The sequence below is a fragment of the Spirillospora sp. NPDC047279 genome, from assembly GCF_040643285.1.
In the GTDB taxonomy this organism is placed as follows: domain Bacteria; phylum Actinomycetota; class Actinomycetes; order Streptosporangiales; family Streptosporangiaceae; genus Spirillospora.
Map to the genome: position 1 here is coordinate 502164 of NZ_JBEYUA010000003.1, position 14924 is coordinate 517087.

18 protein-coding genes are annotated in these 14924 nt (G+C 73.8%); 10 read left to right on the plus strand and 8 right to left on the minus strand.

The annotated features are described in order from the left end of the window. Window positions 1-70: 70 nt before the first annotated feature. On the plus strand, window positions 71-796 hold the full coding sequence (locus ABZ810_RS09590) for a hypothetical protein (RefSeq protein WP_358401425.1): 726 nt from the start codon (window positions 71-73) through the stop codon (window positions 794-796). 97 nt (window positions 797-893) lie between these two features. Here the strand turns inward: ABZ810_RS09590 and ABZ810_RS09595 are convergent, their stop codons facing one another. The 3 genes from ABZ810_RS09595 to ABZ810_RS09605 are packed head-to-tail and all read right to left on the minus strand — an operon-like array spanning window position 894 to window position 2400. Beyond that, window positions 894-1322, minus strand: coding sequence for a DUF4115 domain-containing protein (locus tag ABZ810_RS09595; protein WP_358401427.1), 429 nt, complete (start codon window positions 1320-1322; stop codon window positions 894-896). 14 nt (window positions 1323-1336) lie between these two features. Then, the gene (locus ABZ810_RS09600) at window positions 1337-2017 is read right to left on the minus strand and encodes a methyltransferase domain-containing protein (protein ID WP_358401429.1); all 681 of its coding nucleotides are present in this window, start codon (window positions 2015-2017) and stop codon (window positions 1337-1339) included. Then, window positions 2014-2400, minus strand: coding sequence for a hypothetical protein (locus tag ABZ810_RS09605; protein WP_358401431.1), 387 nt, complete (start codon window positions 2398-2400; stop codon window positions 2014-2016). The genes ABZ810_RS09600 and ABZ810_RS09605 overlap by 4 nt, the downstream gene beginning before the upstream one ends. 217 nt (window positions 2401-2617) lie before the next feature. Between ABZ810_RS09605 and ABZ810_RS09610 the strand changes: the two genes are divergently transcribed. From ABZ810_RS09610 to ABZ810_RS09630, 5 genes are all read left to right on the plus strand, one after another. Beyond that, window positions 2618-4006, plus strand: coding sequence for a family 2B encapsulin nanocompartment shell protein (locus ABZ810_RS09610; protein ID WP_358401433.1), 1389 nt, complete (start codon window positions 2618-2620; stop codon window positions 4004-4006). Then, window positions 3999-5390, plus strand: coding sequence for a family 2B encapsulin nanocompartment shell protein (locus tag ABZ810_RS09615; protein ID WP_358401435.1), 1392 nt, complete (start codon window positions 3999-4001; stop codon window positions 5388-5390). The genes ABZ810_RS09610 and ABZ810_RS09615 overlap by 8 nt, the downstream gene beginning before the upstream one ends. Next, a complete protein-coding gene (locus tag ABZ810_RS09620) occupies window positions 5387-6430 on the plus strand; it encodes a family 2 encapsulin nanocompartment cargo protein polyprenyl transferase (protein ID WP_358401437.1) in 1044 nt (347 codons plus the stop codon). Before ABZ810_RS09615 ends, ABZ810_RS09620 begins: the two co-directional genes overlap by 4 nt. Window positions 6431-6517: 87 nt before the next feature. Further along, window positions 6518-6769 (plus strand): hypothetical protein, encoded by a 252-nt coding sequence (locus ABZ810_RS09625; protein ID WP_358401439.1) that lies wholly within the window; start codon window positions 6518-6520, stop codon window positions 6767-6769. Between the two features lie 54 nt (window positions 6770-6823). Continuing rightward, entirely contained in the window at window positions 6824-7810 is a 987-nt protein-coding gene (locus ABZ810_RS09630; protein ID WP_358401441.1) for an aldo/keto reductase, read from the plus strand. A 206-nt stretch (window positions 7811-8016) separates the two neighbouring features. Here ABZ810_RS09630 and ABZ810_RS09635 read toward each other — a convergent pair whose 3' ends face one another. Together ABZ810_RS09635 and ABZ810_RS09640 are read right to left on the minus strand one after the other, a co-directional pair. Next, complete coding sequence (locus tag ABZ810_RS09635) at window positions 8017-8364, minus strand: carboxylesterase family protein (RefSeq protein WP_358401443.1); 348 nt, start codon at window positions 8362-8364, stop codon at window positions 8017-8019. Between the two features lie 23 nt (window positions 8365-8387). Then, entirely contained in the window at window positions 8388-9287 is a 900-nt protein-coding gene (locus tag ABZ810_RS09640) for an LLM class flavin-dependent oxidoreductase (protein ID WP_358401445.1), read from the minus strand. Between the two features lie 147 nt (window positions 9288-9434). Here ABZ810_RS09640 and ABZ810_RS09645 point away from each other — a divergent pair, with 147 nt between their 5' ends. Then, window positions 9435-9908 carry a hypothetical protein gene (locus ABZ810_RS09645; RefSeq protein ID WP_358401447.1) on the plus strand — a complete coding sequence of 158 codons (474 nt, stop codon included), beginning with the start codon at window positions 9435-9437 and terminating at the stop codon, window positions 9906-9908. On the opposite strand, the gene ABZ810_RS09650 is transcribed toward ABZ810_RS09645, so the two are convergent. Next, window positions 9823-10410, minus strand: a complete 588-nt coding sequence (locus ABZ810_RS09650) for a TIGR03086 family metal-binding protein (RefSeq protein WP_358401449.1) — start codon at window positions 10408-10410, stop codon at window positions 9823-9825. The two genes, ABZ810_RS09645 and ABZ810_RS09650, sit on opposite strands and share 86 nt — an antisense overlap. 68 nt (window positions 10411-10478) lie before the next feature. On the opposite strand from ABZ810_RS09650, the gene ABZ810_RS09655 reads away from it, so the two are divergent. Both ABZ810_RS09655 and ABZ810_RS09660 read left to right on the plus strand, forming a co-directional pair. Then, window positions 10479-10925, plus strand: coding sequence for a MarR family transcriptional regulator (locus ABZ810_RS09655; protein ID WP_358401450.1), 447 nt, complete (start codon window positions 10479-10481; stop codon window positions 10923-10925). A gap of 81 nt (window positions 10926-11006) precedes the next feature. Further along, window positions 11007-11861 carry a class I SAM-dependent methyltransferase gene (locus ABZ810_RS09660; RefSeq protein ID WP_358401452.1) on the plus strand — a complete coding sequence of 285 codons (855 nt, stop codon included), beginning with the start codon at window positions 11007-11009 and terminating at the stop codon, window positions 11859-11861. On the opposite strand, the gene ABZ810_RS09665 is transcribed toward ABZ810_RS09660, so the two are convergent. Next, window positions 11836-12717, minus strand: a complete 882-nt coding sequence (locus tag ABZ810_RS09665; RefSeq protein WP_358401454.1) for a LysR family transcriptional regulator — start codon at window positions 12715-12717, stop codon at window positions 11836-11838. The two genes, ABZ810_RS09660 and ABZ810_RS09665, sit on opposite strands and share 26 nt — an antisense overlap. An 89-nt stretch (window positions 12718-12806) precedes the next feature. Here ABZ810_RS09665 and ABZ810_RS09670 point away from each other — a divergent pair, with 89 nt between their 5' ends. Further along, window positions 12807-14204: an MFS transporter gene (locus ABZ810_RS09670; RefSeq protein ID WP_358401456.1), complete on the plus strand. Its 1398-nt coding sequence runs from the start codon at window positions 12807-12809 to the stop codon at window positions 14202-14204. Here the strand turns inward: ABZ810_RS09670 and ABZ810_RS09675 are convergent. Then, window positions 14193-14852, minus strand: coding sequence for a DUF5701 family protein (locus tag ABZ810_RS09675; protein ID WP_358401458.1), 660 nt, complete (start codon window positions 14850-14852; stop codon window positions 14193-14195). The two genes, ABZ810_RS09670 and ABZ810_RS09675, sit on opposite strands and share 12 nt — an antisense overlap. Window positions 14853-14924 lie beyond the last annotated feature (72 nt).

The window sequence follows — 14924 nt, forward strand, 5'->3', positions numbered from 1 at the left end:
GTCGGCCAACGAATCGAAGACCGACCCCCGCCGGTCCCGGCCGGGCCGTGGTGATCAAGGAGAGGGACGAGTGCGGATTCCCAAGCGCGTCAACACCGCTCTGGACTGGGCGGAGAAGCACTTCGGAGCACTCGCGGTGGTCGTCACGCTGCTCGTCGCTTCGGCGGCGGCGCTGCTGGCGCCCCTGGCGATCGGCCTGCCGGTGGCGGGCTTCATCCTCGGCCTCACGGCCGGCGGCTTCGTCGTGCACACCCGCGGCATCAAGCGGATCGCCCGCGTGCGCGCCGAGGTGGACGACCTGCTGCGTGAGAACGGCAAGTTGCGGCACCGCAACACCGTCCTCAAGAGCGGTGTGATCTCCCGCGAGTCGATGGTGACCCAGGCGATCGTGCCGATCCCCGAGGACGTTCCGGAGGACGACCCGCAGCGCACCACGGTGCTCCCGAGCCTCCCCGACGAGCCCGCCGCGGAGACGGGGACCACGGCCGAGCTCGACGACGGGGCGGAGCCCGAGCCGGCGGCGGTGCCCGAGCCCGCCGCGGAGACGGGGACGACCGCCGAGCTCGACGACGACCTGACCGGCGCCACCGACCCGGGCACGGACGCGGATGCGGCCGCCGACCCGGTCGACGGCGCGACCAAGCCCAACAAGTCCCTCACCACCGGCGGCACCAAGACCGTGGGCAACAAGCCGGGCGGGGGCCGCCCGGGCGGTGCCAAGCCCGGCGGCGCCGCCAAGCGCGGCAAGCCCAGCGGGTCGGCCGCGAGCAAGCGGGCCAGGTCCACCGGCAATTAGCTGTGGTAACCCGCAGGTTTGTTGATACGGGTGATCGGTGGTCGGCCGTTCAGCGCGGTGTGGCCGGGGGGCGGTGCCCTCCGGCGAGCGGCCGGGATCAGCCGGGCTTCGCGACGGTGAAGGCGGCCCGGGTCCCGGGACGGCCGACCGGCCGCAGCACGCCGTTCACGTAGACCTGGACCGCGCCGGCGTCGCTGAGCTCCACGCTGAGCTTCGGCTCGTCGAACTGCACGCTGGTGCCCTCGGTGATCGTCCGGTCGAGCAGGACGCCGCCGGAACGGTCGCGCACGACGATCTCGCAGTCCTTGCCGACCGCGCGCACGACGAGGGTCTGCGGCGCGCCGGCCGTCCTGGTGTGAGAGCCGTTGGGCGCCGGGACCTCACGGTCGCCGGTGGGGGAGATGCCCACGATGAAGAAGACGCCGTAGCCGGCCGCGGCCAGGAGCACGACGAAGACGAGGACGTGGACACCGCTCTGCCGGTGGTTGTCCGAATGCCGCTCGGTCGAGCTCGCGTGCCGGCCCATCGGGGCACAGTAGCCTAAGCCGCCTTGCGTCCGACATAACGGATGCACGTTGGTTCGATGGCTCCTTGGCCGATGGCGGCCCGCTCGTCCGGTTCGGCCTCCGGGAGCCTGCGAAAGAAGTACGGGCCGTACGTGCACGACAGCCGTTCGAAGCGCGCGTCCAGGGCCGTGAGGACCTCGGCGCTCGGGTGGATGCCGTGCCCTTCGGCCCAGCTCGCCAGGTAGTCCGGCCAGGGCAGGCCCGACGCGAGCCAGCCGTCGCGGCGGCGGTGCGTCCAGCCGGGGTCGTCCGGGTCCTCCGGCGGGCCGAGCCGGTCGAAGCACCAGCGGGCGGTCGCCTCGTCCCAGCGTTCCCACGCCCACTCGACGACCACCAGCGTGCCGCCGGGGAGCAGCGTCGCGCGCAGGTGGTCGAGGGCCGCGCCGACATCGCCGACATGGTGCAGGGACGTGCAGGCCACGACCGCCCCGACCGGCCGGGGCACCGTGTGGGACTCGAACTCCGTCCGCCGGTAGGCGGGCCCTTCGGGCGCCTCCGGGTCGACGCCCACCGCCGCGTGGCCGGCGGCCTCCAGGGCGGGCACGAACCCGCCGAGCGGGCCGCATCCGATCTCCAGCACCTCCGCGGGCGGTGGTGGCAGGTGGTCGCGGACGAACGGCCACATCGCCGACAGCCAGTGCTCGTCGGGGGTCATGGGGCCAGCCGCGCCAGCGCGGCGTCGAAGAGCCGCCAGCCGTCGAGTTCCACGGGCCGGTCGAAGGCGGCGCCCTCGGCCAGCGCCGTGTCCAGGACCGCGCGGACGTGCCCCGGCTTGTGCAGGTTGAGGTAGCCGTCGACGCCGGACCTGGCGACCCCGCCGCTGTGCATGTACCCGTCGGGCACGATCAGACCCGGCCCGCCCTGGAAGACGATGTGGACCCGTCCGGACGAGCCCTCCCGGCCCAGCGAGAGGACCTCGCTGCACGGGGCCGTCCCGAGGCCGGTCCGCGGGTCGATGCCGGTGACGTGGCGGTGGATCACCCGCCACCGGTAGACCTCCTGGCCGATCAGCAGCCGGCGGTCACGAGATCGGGTCATCGCCCCAGTATGCCGACATTCTCGACGGTACTGCGGTGGTTACATCGGGTAATGGCGAGGTAAGCCAAGTCTCACATTGCGATCAACTGACTACGCTATGTAACGTCACTCGAGGTGAAGGGCGAGCCATCGAAAGGGATGGCGGGCCGGAAATTCCGGCGCCTTTGCCTGGCTCCCCATTCGCTTTTCTCAATTCCTGAACGGTGGTGTGTGGACAGTGACCGACCAGCAATTGAGTCTCGGCACCGAGGCGGCACGAAATCTCGCGACGACGACCAAGTCCGTCCCCCAGATGCAGGGCATCACCTCGCGGTGGCTGCTGCGGCTGCTGCCCTGGGTCCAGGCGGCCGGCGGCGCGTACCGGGTCAACCGCCGGCTCACCTACACGGTCGGCGACGGCCGTGTCACGTTCGTCAGCACCGGCGCCGACGTCCAGGTCATCCCCCGTGAGCTCGGCGAACTCCCGCCGCTTCGCGGCTTCGACGACGAGGAGGTGCTGACCGGGCTCGCGGAGCGCTTCGAGCAGCGCGAGTACGGGCCGGGCGACGTCATCGTGGAGGCGGGCGGGCGCGCCGACCACGTCTACCTGATCGCGCACGGCAAGCTCACCGAGGTCGCCGCGGGCGAATACGGCGACGAGGCGGTGCTCGACGTCTTGGCCGACGGCGCGTTCTTCGGCCACGAGTCCCTGGTCGAGGACGACCGCGAATGGGACCACACGGTGCGCGCCGTGACGTCCTGCACGCTGCTGGTCCTGTCCGCCGAGCAATTCCGCGAGGTCGCCGGCCGGTCGGAGGAATTGCAGGCGCATATCGACGCCTTCCGCGAACATCCCGAGCTCGCGCAGAACCCGCACGGCGAGGCCGCCATCGAGGTCTCCTCCGGCCACGCGGGCGAGCCCGACCTGCCCGGCACGTTCGTCGACTACGAGGCCGCGCCGCGCGAATACGAGCTGAGCGTCGCCCAGACCGTGCTGCGGGTGCACTCGCGCGTCGCCGACCTCTACAACGAGCCGATGGACCAGATCGAGCAGCAGTTGCGGCTGACGATCGAGGCGCTGCGCGAACGCCAGGAGCACGAGCTGGTCAACAACCGCGACTTCGGCCTGCTGCACAACGCCGACCTGTCGCAGCGCATCCACACCCGCACCGGCCCGCCCACCCCGGACGACCTGGACGAGCTGCTGGCCAAGGTCTGGAAGGACCCGGCGTTCTTCCTCGCGCATCCGCGCGCCATCGCCGCGTTCGGCCGCGAGTGCAGCAGGCGCGGCGTCTATCCCGACTCGGTCGAGGTGCAGGGGCACCGGCTGCCCGCCTGGCGCGGCATCCCGCTCTACCCGTGCAACAAGATCCCGATCAGCCCCACCCGGACCAGCTCGATCATGCTGATGCGCACCGGCGAGTCGGCGCAGGGCGTCATCGGCCTGCACCAGACCGGCATCCCCGACGAGTTCCAGCCGAGCCTGTCGGTGCGCTTCATGGGCATCGACGAAAAGGCGCTCATCTCCTACCTGGTGAGCGCCTACTACTCGGCGGCGGTCCTGGTCCCCGACGCGCTCGGCATCCTCGAGAGCGTCGAGATCTCGCAGGGCGGTGCCGGTGCCTGACACCGCCGGCACGCAGGATTCCGCGCCGCTCAGCCTCGGCACGGCCGCGGCGCGGAATCTGGCGACCACCACCAAGTCCGTCCCGCAGATGCGGGAGATCTCGCCGCGCTGGTTGCCGCGGATGTTGCCGTGGGTGCGGGTCAAGGGGTCCTACCGGGTCAACCGGCGGCTCGCCTACCGGCTCGGCGACGGCCGCGTGACCTGCGTCAACAACGGTGCCGACGTGCGGGTCGTGCCGCAGGAGCTGCGCGAGCTGCCGCCGCTGCGCGGGCTCGACGACCCCGAGGCGCTGGAGGCGCTCGCCGGGCGGTTCGTCCAGCGGGAGTACGCGCCGGACGAGGTGATCGTCACGGCCGGGCGCCCGGCGGGCGAGGTCGTGGTCATCGCCCATGGCAAGGCGGTCAAGACCGGCGAGGGGGCCTACGGCGGCGTGACCGAGCTCGCCGTGCTGGCCGACGGCGAGTTCGTCGGCGACCAGGTCCTGGTGGGGGCGGAGGACGAATGGGCCTTCACCCTGCGGGCCCGCACGCCCTGCGTCGTCCTCGTCCTCTCCCGTGACGCGGCCCACGAGCTGTCCGAACGCGTCGAGAGCCTCGGCGCGCACCTGGAGGAGTACCGCTCCACCCCCGTTCCGGCGCGCAACAAGAAGGGCGAGGCGGAGATCGAGGTCTCCTCCGGCCACAGCGGCGAGCTCAGCCTGCCCGGCACGTTCGTCGACTACGAGACCGCGCCGCGCGAGTACGAGATGAGTGTGACGCAGACCCTGCTGCGCGTGCACACCCGTGTCGCCGACCTCTACAACGGCCCGATGGACCAGCTCGAGCAGCAGCTCCGGCTGACCATCGAGGCGGTGCGCGAACGCCAGGAGCACGAGCTGGTCAACAACCGCGACTTCGGCCTGCTGCACAGCGCCGACCTGTCGCAGCGCATCTCGACGAGCACCGGCCCGCCCACACCCGACGACATGGACGACCTGCTGACCAGGCGCCGCGGCACCCGCCTCTTCCTCGCCCACCCGCGCGCCATCGCCGCGTTCGGGCGCGAGTGCACCCGCCGCGGCGTCTACCCGGCCACGGTCGAGAAGGAGGGGAAGCGCGTGCACGCCTGGCGCGGGGTGCCGGTGCTGCCCTGCGACAAGCTGCCGATCAGCCCCGGCGGCACGACGTCCATCCTCGCGATGCGGCTCGGCGAGGACGACCAGGGCGTCATCGGGCTGCAGCGCGACGGCCTCCCCGAGGAGGTGCGGCCGGGCCTCTCCGTGCGCTTCGCCGGGATCTCCGACAAGGCGGTCCTGTCCTACCTCGTCAGCGCCTACTACTCCGCCGCCGTACTGGTCCCGGACGCCCTGGGCGTCCTCGAGAACGTGGAGGTGGCACGCCGATGACCGCCGCACAGGAGGAGACCGCGCCCGCGCGCACCGCCCGCGAGGTGCTGACCTGGAGCCGCTGCCTGACCGAGCCCGCCCTGCGGGACGCGGTCTGCGGGCTCCCGGCGGCGACGCGGCGCATCGCGGCCTACCACTTCGGCTGGGAGGACGCGGACGGCCGGCCGAGCCGGGCGGGCGGCGGCAAGACCATCAGGCCCGCCCTCGTCCTGCTCGCCGCCGAGGCGGTCGGCGGCGCCGCGGCGACCGCCCTGCCGGCCGCGCTCGCGGTGGAGCTGGCGCACAACTTCTCGCTGCTCCACGACGACGTGATGGACGGCGACGAAACCCGCCGCCACCGTGCCACCGCGTGGCGGGTGTTCGGCACCAGCGCGGCGATCCTCGCCGGCGACGCGCTGCTGTCGTTCGCCTTCGAGCTGCTCGCGGCCGACGACCACCCCGCCGCCCTCGGCGGGATCGCCACCCTGTCGCGGGCCGTGGTCCAGGTCGTCGAGGGGCAGAGCCTCGACATGGACTTCGAACGCCGTACCGACGTCGACCTGCCCGAATGCGTCGACATGGCCGAGCGCAAGACCGCCGCGCTGCTCGGCGCCTCCTGCGCGCTCGGCGCGGCCTACGGCGGCGGCACGCCGGTGCAGGTCGACCGGATGCGGCGGTTCGGCGAACGCCTGGGCCTGGCCTTCCAGCTCGTCGACGACCTGCTCGGCATCTGGGGCGACCCGGCCGTCACCGGCAAACCCGTCTACTCCGACCTCCACAACCGCAAGAAGTCGCTGCCGGTCGTCGCCGCCCTCACCTCCGACACCCAGGCGGGCACCGAGCTGGCGGGCCTCTACCACCGCGAGAGCCCGCTCACCTCCGACGAGGCCGAGCTCGCCGCCGGCCTGGTCGAGCTGGCCGGCGGCCGTTCCTGGACCACCCGCCGCGCCGAGGAGATGCTCGGCCAAGCCCTCGCCGAACTCGACGCCGCCGTCCCGGTGGCCCAAGCAGGCGCCGAACTCCGCGCCCTGGCCCACCTCGTCACCGACCGGGACCACTGACCGGACCACGGGCCCGGAGTGCTGTCTCGGGGTGCTGGTCGTTCTCGGGCATGTTTATCGATCATGTGTTCGAGTACTGTGGGGTGGGTGCAGGGTGATCGGACGAGGCGGGAACGTGATCACGTTCCGTTCCTGTGCCCGCAGGGACATCGGCTGGAGCCTGGGCGGGTCATCGTCGGCTGGTCGCCCTGCACCTGCCCGCCGTGCGCCGCACGCGGCCGCGGGCTGCGCGGCCATCGCACCTACCTGTGTCTGACCTGCAAGGACGAGCACGTGACGACCATGTGCTACCTGCCCTATCACGTGCCCTCCACCGAGAGCGCCTACCGCTGGCCGTGATAGCCCTGGGGTGAGAGATTCCCGGTGGCCTGGGGAGGGCGCATGATGCCGAGGGTGCGGTTCGGGACGACCGGCATGGAGATCACCAGGGTCGGGTTCGGTGCCTGGGCGGTCGGCGGGCGCTGGCAGCACGGCTGGGGCGGGCAGGACGACGCCGACTCGGTCGCGGCGATCCGGCGGGCGGTCGAGGCCGGCGTCAACTGGATCGACACCGCGGCGGTCTACGGCCTGGGCCATTCGGAGGAGGTCGTCGCCGCCGCGCTCGACGGGCTGCCCGAGGCGGACCGGCCGTACGTCTTCACCAAGGGCGGCGAGGTGTGGGACGACGCCGGGCGGGTGACCAGGGTCGCGACGCCCGGCAGCCTGCGCCGGGAGGTCGAGGCGTCGCTGCGGCGGCTGCGCGTCGAGCGCATCGACCTCTACCAGGTGCACCAGACGCCCGAATCGGGCGCCCCGGTGGAGGACTACTGGCAGGCGATGACCGAGCTCAAGGCCGAGGGCAAGGTGCGGGCGATCGGCCTGTCCAACCATGACGTCGCGCGGCTGGAGGCGGCCGAGCGGGTGGGGCACGTCGACTCGCTGCAACCGCCGTTCTCGGCGATCAACCGGTCGCAGGCCGACCGCGTCGCCTGGTGCGCCGCCCACGACACGGCGGTGATCGTCTACTCGCCGATGCAGTCGGGCCTGCTGACGGGGGCGTTCTCGGCCGAACGGGCCGCGGCGCTGCCGGCCGACGACTGGCGGCGGAGCGCGCCCGACTTCACCACGGGGCTCGCCGCCAACCTCGCGCTCGCCGACGCGCTGCGCCCCCTCGCCGAACGGCACGGAGTCGGCCTCGGCGCGGTCGCGGTGGCGTGGGCCCTGGCCTGGCCGGGAGTGACCGGCGCGATCGTCGGCGCGCGGCGGCCCGGCCAGGTGGACGGCTGGACCCCGGCGGCGGGCCTGGCCCTGGACGACGCCGACATCGAGGCCGTCACCGCGGCCATCCGCGCGACCGGCGCGGGCCGGGGCCCGGCGTCAATATCGGAGCTCCCGGCCTGACGGCGTCCGCAGGTCGAGGTCGTTCCCTCGCCGGCGGTGGCGCGCGGGACGCCGGCTGATCCTCACCCGGCGTTGTCCCTGGCGTTCCATCGTGCTCTCCTCTGTCCGTCCTCACACGATGGCCGCCCACGGACGCGAGGGCATCGGTCCGGGGGCGGCTCTCGTACTCGGTCTTCTGGCGCAGGACGGACGGCCGGCCTACCTCCTCAGTGGTAGACGGACCGCCAGAACGTGGAGTCGTGGTCGGCGGCGAAGTCCATCGGGCGCACCCGATCGGGGGCGAGGCTCTGGGCGGAATCGCCGGTGGTCGGGCGCCAGGCGGGGGAGCCGGGGCCGTTCGGGTCGCCGGTCCGGGCGAAGGCCGTCCAGTAGCGGGTCATCTGCGCGGCGAGCCGCTCCTGGGAGGGAGACAGCCGGCGCCCGGCGAAGTAGTCGGTGTCGAACTGGTACCGCAGCTCGGCGGCGTGGAACGCGCCCGTCGGGATGCCCGGCGTGGGCACGTTCGCGACCCATGGCGCCTTGCCGTCGGCGAACTCGTAGGCGTAGGTGGGCACGTGCCGGGCGATCGTACGGCTCCCTACTTCCGGGCGGCGCCGCGTTCCCGGGAGACCTGCTCGCGCACGGCCGGGACGACCTCTTCGGCGAAACGGCGCAGCTGGGTCTCCTGGTCGCCGTCCGGCCACAGGACGTAGGTGTCCATGCCGGAGCCCACGGTCAGGTCGGTCAGCTCCTCCACCCACTGCTCGGCCGGGCCGCGCAGGAACCCCTCCGACGCCCCGCCGGTGATCGTGCCGTTGATGTTGTAGAGGCGCCGGATCTCCGCGGGGTCGCGTCCGGCCTCCCGCGCGGCGGCGTCGATGCGCGCGTGCATCTCGGGCAGGCGGTCCGGCGTGGCCCAGGGCGACGACGGAAGCCAGCCGTCGGCCGCGCGCCCGACGAGCGCGAGCCCCTTCGGCCTGCCGACGCCGAGCCACAACTCCATGCGGTGGGCCGGGACCGGGCCCGCCTTGGCGCCCTTGAGCCGGTAGTGCTCGCCCTCGAACTTCAGGTTGTGCTCGCCGCTCCACACCGCGCGGATGATCTCGACGGCCTCGGCGAGCGCCCCGAACGCCTCGCCGGGGGTGCGGCGCGGACCGCCGAACGCCTCGATCGCGTCCCAGAATCCGCCCGCGCCCAGCCCGAGCTCGGCCCGGCCGCCGCTCAGCACGTCCAGGCTCGCCGCGGCCTTGGCCAGCACCGCGGGCGGCCGCAACGGCAGGTTCGCCACGTCCGGGAACACGCGCACGTGCTCGGTCACCGCGGCGATCATGCTCAGCAAGGTCCAGGTGTCGACATGGCGACGCTGGTACGGATGGTCCTGGACGCCGATGAGGTCCAGACCCAGCCGGTCCACCGTGCGCGCGGTGTCGAGCAGCGGGTCGTCCGCGTTCGGGACGAGGAAATGGCCGAACTCCAGCGGCCTGCCGTAGTCACCCATGACGTCCTCCCCATCGAGGTCCTGCCGTGTTGACGTCCTGCCGCCTGGAACCCGCCGTCCGGCCCGCTTGTTCCCGTCAGCTCGGCCGCGGGGGTCACCGGCAACCTGCTGGCGCTGAGCGCGCTCTTCGCCATCGCCGTCCGGCTCGTGGCCGGGGCGCTGACCGATCGTGCTCCCCGGCACAACCCGGCGGTCATCGCCGTGATGAGGCTGGCGGGCGCGGCCCGCCTCGCGCTCGTCGCCGCCGGGTCGCCCGGCGAGGTTCCTGCCCGGCGCGATCCTGGCGTTCTCCGCCGGGTGGGGACCGGCCTCCTGCTGGCGACCGCCATCCGGCTCCTGCCCGGACGCGCGGAGGACGCCGGGCACACCGTGCAGGTCGGCGTCCACGCCGGCGCGACCGTCGCCCCGTTCGGCTTCAGCGCGCTCGCGTCCGGGCTGGGCTTCGCCGGGGCGGCCCTGACGGCGGCCGGTGCGGCGCTCGCCGCCGCGCTGCTGCTGGCCTGGGGCGCCCGCCTCCTGCGGGCGGCGGAGGACGTCAGCCCGGCCACGACGGTGAACGGCCCAGATGGGTCAGGATCCGCTCCAGTGGATCCCGCGTGCTCGCGGCCAGCGCCGGCCTGAACGGCGAGCCCGGCGTGCGGCGCTGCCCGTCGTCCGGGACGGCGAGGGCGATGGCGAGCGCGGGTTCGGCCAGGTCGTCGTCGAGCGTGTAGGGGAGGCCGAGCGCGCGGGCGGCGTCCCAGCCGTGGACGACGTAGTCGATGAAGTGGAAGCTCATCGCCATCGCGCCGGGGAAGGTCCGGCCCTCGAACTCGGCGAGCGTGAACCCGCGGTCCGCCGCGCCGGGCTCGTGGAACGCGGCGACGACGTCCTCGGCGGCCTCGGCGTAGGCCTTCACCGGGTCGGCGGCGAGCGGGCGCGGCGTCCACAGGGCGGGATCGCCGCCGTGGCCGCGCGCGGCGGCGGCGAAGCCGTGGTGCTGGACGGTCATGTGGGCGAGCAGGTCGGCGACGGTCCAGGCGGCGCAGGGGGTCGGGCGGTCGAGATCGGCGGCGGTCAGCCGGGACACGATCGTCACGCTGGTCTCGACGGCCCGGCGGTCGAGGTCGCGAATGTCTGTCATGTCCAGATAGTAAGCACATGCATATAGTAAGCGCAAGCACATAATCTCGGGACGCGTATCGTTGGGCCGTGGACGACGAACGGCGGCCCGACCTGGCGGCGATGATGGTCCCGCTCGGGCGCATCCTGATGGCGGCCGAGGAGCCGGTGTTGCGGGCGCACGACCTGACGATGTGGGCGTACGCCGTCCTGTACGCGCTGGACGACCGCCCCCTCCGCAACCAGAGTGCGCTCGCCCAGTCCATCGGGGCCGACAAGACGCGCATCATCGGCGTCCTCGACGGCCTGCAGGAGCGCGGGCTCATCCGGCGCGAGCCCGATCCCGCCGACCGGCGCGCCCACCTGGTGTCGCTCACCCCCGAGGGCCGGCGCCTGCGCGACGCCGCGCAGGCGGCGATCCAGGAACGCGAGGACCGGCTGCTCGCGCGGCTGCCCGAGAACGAGCGGCGCGCCTTCCTCCGAGCCCTGCGCACCCTCCACGCCGTGCCGCGCGACGAGATCCTCGGCGACCTTTGACGGCGGCCTTCGAGGCGCGGCCCTTGACGGGAGGCCGCCAGCGGGTGGAGACGGGCTCGCGGCAGGCGTAGCGTCCGCGGCGTGACGTACGTGAGCGGGCTCGCCTACCTGCTGGGCATCGAGGGGGCCGCCCTGCTGCGCGGCATCCGTGAAGGAACGGCCGACCGGGCGTTCGTCGAGGCGCGGATCGCGGAGATCCGCGGGTTCCTGGACGACCCGGCGCTCGCCGAAGGGGAGACGGCGGCCCCTGGCGGCACGGCGGAGCTGTACCGCGACTGGGCGCCGCGCTACGACGTGCCCGGCAACCAGCTGATCGACTCGGAACAGCCGATCGTCCGGCGCATCCTGGACGGGCTGCCCATCGGCGACGCGCTCGACGCCGCCTGCGGCACCGGTCGCCACGCCCGTCATCTCGACCGGCTGGGCCATCGGGTGATCGGTGTCGACGCCTCCCCGGAGATGCTGGCCGTGGCACGCGAGCACCTGCCGGACGCCGACCTCCGGGAAGGGACCCTGGAGGATCTGCCGGTGCCCGGCGACGCGGTCGACCTCGTGGTGTGCGCGCTGGCCCTGTCACACGTTCCGCGGCTGGAGCCGGTGATGGCCGAGTTCGCGCGGGTGCTGCGGCCCGGGGGACATCTGGTGATCTCCGACGCGCACCTGCTGACGTCGTACCTGCGGCCCGCGGTGGCGCGCTCGCCCGACCACCACCGGCCGCTGAGCGCCTACCTCGCGGCGGCCCTGCCGCTCGGGTTCCAGGTGCGGCACTGCGAGGAACCGCCGCGCCCGCGCCCGCTGCACGTCGAGATCGAGCCCGCGCCCGACCCGCTCCCGGTGAACGTCGGCTGGGACATCTGGCACCGGTGCCCGGACGCCGCCGTCGCGGCCGTGGCGGGGGCGCCGATCGCCGTCATCTGGTGCTTTCGACTCGGTTGAGGGCGTCCAGCAGGTGCCGGAGGGCCGGTCCCGGCGGGCCGGGCAGGACGGCCAGCGAGGTGGTGAGCGTCGGCTCGCCGAGCGGGCGGACGGCCACCCGCGGCAGATCGGGAAACCCGCCCACCTCGTAGAACACCGTCCAGGAGGGCGCGCCCGCGCCGATGTCGGCGAGCGTCTCCTGGAAGGTGGTGAACGGCGGGCCGAACGGCGGTTCGGCGCCCGCCGCCCGGCAGGCACCGGTGATGAGGTCGTGGAACGGCGGGTTGTCCTCGCGGGCCGCCAGCCGCAGCGGGAGGTCGGCCAGGTCGGCCAGGGAGAGCTCGGCCCGTTCCGCGAGCGGGTGCGCGGACGGCAGCGCCACGTACAGCGGGTCGGTCCAGACCGGTAGCAGCTCCAGGCCCGGAGCCTTGGGCAGCGCACGGACGAGCGCCGCGTCGAGGGCGCCGGAACGGACGGCGGACAGCCGTTCGGCCAGCGGCAGGCGGCGCGGGCGCACCTGGAGGCGCGGTGCGATCGCGGCCAGCTCGGTCAAGGTGCGGAAGACGCGGTCGCCGGGGCCGTGCACCGTGCCGAGCCGCAGGACGCCGTCGGCGCCGGCGCGGATGTCGGCGGCGACCTGGCGGGCGCGGTGCGCGGCGGCGAGCACCGAGCGCGCCTCGGGGAGCAGCCGCTCGCCCGCGCCGGTGAGGTTGACGTGCCGCGTCGAACGGTCGAAGAGCGGCACCCCCAGCTCCCGTTCCAGCCTCCTGACCTGCTGGCTCACCGCCGACTGGACGATGCTGAGCCGTTCCGCCGCGCGGCCGAAGCCGCCCTCCTCGGCGACCGCCACGAAGTACTCCAGCTGCCGCAGCTCCACCGGCCGTCCCCCGATCCATCTCGATCCGTGATGACTGCGGGTGAGGACCGCTTCTGGTTCGCGGTCCCGGCCCCGGCTCGAATGATCACATGCGAACGGATCACCTTCAGACCCTACGAACCCCGACGAGGAAGCCCGGGCCCGCGGGGACCGCGGTGCGGCTCGGCGCGCTGTTCGGGCCGTCGGTCTTCGGCGTCACCGCCGCGGCCGTGGCGCTCCCCGAGGTCGCCGCGGCCCTGCACGCCGGGCCCGCCGAGGTGACATGGGTGCTCACCGCGCACGCGCTGGCCCTGGGCGTCGGCACCGCCGTCTTCGGGCGGCTCGCCGACTCCTGGGGAGTACGCGGCGCGTTGCTGCTGGGCTCGCTCGTGCTCGCGGCCGGAGCCGTCCTCGCGGCCGTCGCGCCGGGGCTGGGCGTGCTGGTCGCCGGGCGCCTGGTGCTGGCGGCCGGCTCCGGCGCGATGGCGGCGGGCGGCATGGCCCTGCTCGCCGGGGTGGAGGCGGCCGAACGGCCGCGCGTGCTCATCGGGTACGGCGCGATCCTGGCGTTCTTCGCGGCGGGCGCGACGTTCGTCGGCGGCGCGGTGACGACCTGGGCGACCTGGCGGATCACGGTGGTGCTGCCGGTCCTGTCGCTGGCGGCGGTGCCCTTCTGCCTGCGGCCGGGGGTGCGCCCGGCCGCGCGGCGTTCGCTGGACGCGGCCGGCGCCGTCGCGCTGACCGTCACCGTCAGCACGTTGCTGGTCCTGATCCAGGCGCGCACGCTGGACCTGGGCGGGCCGGCCGTCGTGGTGCTCGCGGCCGTCCTGGTCCTCGGGGCCGCCGCGCTCGCGGCCTGGGTCGCGCGGCGGCCGGACGGCTTCGTGCCGCGCTCGCTGATAGGGGACGCGGCGTACGTGCGCGCGGCGGGGCTGGGGATCGGGATCTTCGGCGGGCTCTTCGCCACGATGTACGTGGTCCCGCAGATCCTGGCGCGCTCCCACGGCTGGAGCGTGCTCACCATCGGCGCCGCGCTGCTTCCGGGCGCGGTCGTGGGCGCGGTCCTGGCCCGGCGCGCGGGGATGCTCGGCCCGCGCAGGGCCGGGCTGCTGCTCGGCGCCACGGCGTTCGCGGCCGCGGTGGGACTGGGCGGCGCGGCGACGGGCGAGGGCGGGCCGTGGGCGCAGGTGGCGGCGGCGTCGCTCTGCCTCGCCGCGTTCGCCGTCACCCAGGTCGTGGTCACCGGAGAGATGTCCACGCGCCTGCCGCCGGACCTGCGCGGTGCCGGGATGGGGCTCCTCACCCTGACGTTCTTCGTCGGCGGCGGCGTGGGGTCCGCCCTGGCCGGCACCCTGTCGGAGTCGATGAGCCTGCCGCGCACGCTGGCGGTCGTCGCGGTGTTCCCGCTGGCCGCCGCTGTCCTCGCGGTCCGCCCGGCTCGCACGGCCGATACGGCCGGCACTGCCGGCACGGGAAACACGGCCGAGGCGGCCCGTTCAGCCCAGTGAGCCCGCGCGGCCGGCGGCCGAGGCCATGCCGAGCCAGGTGTGCGGGTTGCCGGCCCAGCACCAGCCCAGCTTGGGCGCGTTCACGCTGATCCAGAGGGCCGGCACGCGGCGGTCGCCGCAGCGCGAACCGCCCAGCGAGAAGCACTTGTTCTTGGCCAGCGCGGCCGGATACTGCGTGACCAGCGCGATGCCCTCCTCCATGGTCAGCAGGGTCCGGCCGCGGCCGGCGACGGCCGCCATCGCGTCGTCGGGAACCGCCCCGCAGAACTCCTCGCCGCGGTCGACGTCGAGGAGCACGTACGCGCGGGCGTCCGGAAGCTCCACGCCCTTCGCCGGAACGAAGCCGGCGATGTCGCCCTCTTCGTAGTGCCGGTCGATGACACCCGGCTTGCGCCTCCGGCCGCCGAGCGTGAGGAGCGGGACCGCCTGCTCGACCGGGGCGAGCTCGCGGGTCACGACCAGCACGAACGGGACGCGGCCCTCCTCCGGCTCCGCCATCCCGGCCTGGCGCGCGGTCACGGCCTCGCGCAGCGGGGCGAGGAGCCGCGCGTACGCCTCGGCGTCGAGGCCGGACAGCTCCGCGAAGCCCTTGTCGATCAGGGTGCGCACCTGGCGGTCGAATTCGGTGCCGGCGTCGAATCGCGTCATGGAGTGCCTCTCCAGAGGGAACAGATTAACTCTGTACAACATACAGAATAATGTCCGCATTCCCGGAGAGGG

Bases quoted from the DNA above. Each gene is read 5' to 3' on its own strand.
- ABZ810_RS09595 (WP_358401427.1), bottom strand. From the start codon at position 1,322: ATGGGCCGGCACGCGAGCTCGACCGAGCGGCATTCGGACAACCACCGG.
- ABZ810_RS09600 (WP_358401429.1), bottom strand. From the start codon at position 2,017: ATGACCCCCGACGAGCACTGGCTGTCGGCGATGTGGCCGTTCGTCCGC.
- ABZ810_RS09605 (WP_358401431.1), bottom strand. From the start codon at position 2,400: ATGACCCGATCTCGTGACCGCCGGCTGCTGATCGGCCAGGAGGTCTAC.
- ABZ810_RS09620 (WP_358401437.1), top strand. From the start codon at position 5,387: ATGACCGCCGCACAGGAGGAGACCGCGCCCGCGCGCACCGCCCGCGAG.
- ABZ810_RS09640 (WP_358401445.1), bottom strand. From the start codon at position 9,287: ATGGGTGACTACGGCAGGCCGCTGGAGTTCGGCCATTTCCTCGTCCCG.
- ABZ810_RS09650 (WP_358401449.1), bottom strand. From the start codon at position 10,410: ATGACAGACATTCGCGACCTCGACCGCCGGGCCGTCGAGACCAGCGTG.
- ABZ810_RS09670 (WP_358401456.1), top strand. From the start codon at position 12,807: ATGCGAACGGATCACCTTCAGACCCTACGAACCCCGACGAGGAAGCCC.
- ABZ810_RS09675 (WP_358401458.1), bottom strand. From the start codon at position 14,852: ATGACGCGATTCGACGCCGGCACCGAATTCGACCGCCAGGTGCGCACC.